Consider the following 2,116-nt stretch of genomic DNA (forward strand, 5'->3'; position numbering starts at 1 on the left):
TTAAATGGGGCTGCTCCGCAGCCAGCGGGAGCAAGCTCCCTCGCCACAAAAGCACCTTAAAAGCACCTTAATTGCCGGGCTTTGCCCCGATCATCCACACCAACCCACTGGCTTTGGCCCTTTCATGGCACAACCCCAGCACCGTGCGCCGCTCGTCGTTGCTCATGCGGCTCCAGCCGGTGATTTCCTTGACCGTGCGCTGGCACCCGGTACAGATGTCATCGTCGTCCAGCGCGCAGATGTTCACGCAGGGCGAGGCCACGGGGCGTTCAGGCGTGTTCATTGTTCCTGCTCGACCAGATCGCGGGCATAGCGCTGGGCGTTGTGCACATAGTGGGCGGCGCTGGCTTCGAGCATTTTCTTCTGCTGTTCGGTCAGTTCGCGCACCACCTTGCCCGGCGAGCCCATGACCAGCGAACCGTCCGGAATCTCCTTGCCTTCGCCGATCAGCGAATTGGCGCCGATGATGCAGTTCTTGCCGATTTTCGCGCCGTTGAGAATCACCGCGTTGATGCCGATCAGGCTGTAGTCGCCGACGGTGCAGCCATGGAGCATGGCGTTGTGGCCGATGGTCACCCCGGTGCCGATGGTCAGCGGGTAGCCCATGTCGGTGTGCATCACGGTGCCGTCCTGCACGTTGCTGTTCTTGCCGATCAGGATCAGCTCGTTGTCGCCGCGCAGCACGGCGTTGAACCAGACGTTGGCGCCCTCTTCCAGCTTGACCTTGCCCACCAGCACGGCATTGGGGGCGACCCAGCTCTGTGGATGGGTTTCGACACGGGCGTCGCCCAGGCGATATTTCATTGGGTTGTCCTCAAGGCATCAGGTGTTCAGGCCATTCGAATGATGGCTTCAGGTATTGATAAAGCTTTTGGGCGGCTGGTGCAGGCTGATTTTCGCGTCATAGAGCAGGTTGATCAACTCGACGATCATGATCGCCGTCAATCCCCAGATCTTGTACTCGCCATAGCGATAGCTCGGCACGTACCAGCTGCGTCCCTGGTAATCGATGCGATGGGTGTGCTCGCGCGGGTCCTTGCGGAAAAACTCCAGCGGGACGCTGAATACCGCGGCTATTTCGGCATCATTGGCCTGGTATTCGACGAAATCGGGAATCACGCCGACGTAAGGGGTGACCTTGATGCCATGCAAGGAGATCAGCGGGCTCAATGGGCCGATGACTTCGACCAGGCCGGGCGGCAGGCCGATCTCTTCTTCGGCCTCGCGCAGGGCGGTGAAAATCAGGTCAGGGTCTTCAGGGTCGCGGCGACCACCGGGGAAAGCGACTTCGCCGCCATGGGTCGAGAGCCCGCTGGCACGCAGGGTCAGCACCAGCTCTGGCTCATCACTGCGAGTGATGGGGACCAGTACGGCAGCCTCGGGGAAACGACGGTCAGTCTCCAGCGTGCGCGGTGTGTGGTTGCTTACCCGATGCAGTAGCTCGTCCAGCATGAGTGTTCTCGATCTGTGCCTTACCCCGCATCATGCACCAATCACTGCGGTCGCCCAACCCCCCGGACAGTGGTGTGTCGCTAAACGACAACTTGCCGACAGACACCGCCGCACGCCAAGATAGGCACAGCATTCAGGAACCCAAGCATGAAATTTTGCAGTCAGTGCGGCAACCCGGTGACCCAGCGCATTCCCGAAGGCGATTCGCGCCTGCGTTATGTCTGCGACAGTTGCCAGACCATCCATTATCAGAACCCCAATATCGTCGCCGGCTGCGTGGCCACCTGGGGCAAGCAGGTCTTGCTGTGCCGCCGCGCCATCGAGCCGCGCCTGGGTTACTGGACCCTGCCCGCCGGGTTCATGGAGAACGGCGAGACCATCGAACAGGCCGCCATTCGTGAAACCGCCGAGGAAGCCTGCGCCCGGGTGCGCAACCTGAGCATCTATACCCTGATCGACGTGCCGCACATCAGCCAGGTGCATGTGTTTTTTCGGGCCGAACTGGCGGATCTGGATTTCGCCGCCGGTCCCGAGAGCCTGGACGTGCAATTATTCGACGAAGCGGACATCCCTTGGGACGAGCTGGCTTTCCGCACCGTGGGCCGTACCTTAGAATGCTTCTTCGCTGACCGGCGGGCCGAGGTCTACCCCGTCAGGTCCGAAT

Annotated in this window: 4 protein-coding genes; 1 reads left to right on the top strand and 3 read right to left on the bottom strand. The window is 61.1% G+C overall.

Annotation, left to right across the window (positions count from 1 at the left end; translation table 11 throughout):
- Positions 1-67 precede the first annotated feature (67 nt).
- The 3 genes from B0W55_RS29215 to B0W55_RS29225 are packed head-to-tail and all read right to left on the bottom strand — an operon-like array spanning position 68 to position 1,452.
- The gene (locus tag B0W55_RS29215; protein ID WP_077049362.1) at positions 68-283 is read right to left on the bottom strand and encodes a DUF1289 domain-containing protein; all 216 of its coding nucleotides are present in this window, start codon (positions 281-283) and stop codon (positions 68-70) included.
- The gene (locus B0W55_RS29220) at positions 280-804 is read right to left on the bottom strand and encodes a gamma carbonic anhydrase family protein (protein ID WP_077049363.1); all 525 of its coding nucleotides are present in this window, start codon (positions 802-804) and stop codon (positions 280-282) included. Before B0W55_RS29220 ends, B0W55_RS29215 begins: the two co-directional genes overlap by 4 nt.
- Before the next feature lie 48 nt (positions 805-852).
- On the bottom strand, positions 853-1,452 hold the full coding sequence (locus B0W55_RS29225; RefSeq protein ID WP_034150810.1) for a CoA pyrophosphatase: 600 nt from the start codon (positions 1,450-1,452) through the stop codon (positions 853-855).
- Positions 1,453-1,599: 147 nt separating this feature from the next.
- Between B0W55_RS29225 and B0W55_RS29230 the strand changes: the two genes are divergently transcribed.
- A partial coding sequence (locus B0W55_RS29230; protein WP_077049364.1) for an NUDIX hydrolase occupies positions 1,600-2,116 on the top strand: 517 nt, incomplete at its 3' end.

This window comes from Pseudomonas sp. KK4 (genome assembly GCF_001984065.1).
Classification (GTDB): Bacteria; Pseudomonadota; Gammaproteobacteria; order Pseudomonadales; family Pseudomonadaceae; genus Aquipseudomonas.

Coding starts and splice junctions, on each gene's coding strand:
- B0W55_RS29215 (WP_077049362.1), bottom strand. CDS start 283: ATGAACACGCCTGAACGCCCCGTGGCCTCGCCCTGCGTGAACATCTGC.
- B0W55_RS29220 (WP_077049363.1), bottom strand. CDS start 804: ATGAAATATCGCCTGGGCGACGCCCGTGTCGAAACCCATCCACAGAGC.
- B0W55_RS29225 (WP_034150810.1), bottom strand. CDS start 1,452: ATGCTGGACGAGCTACTGCATCGGGTAAGCAACCACACACCGCGCACG.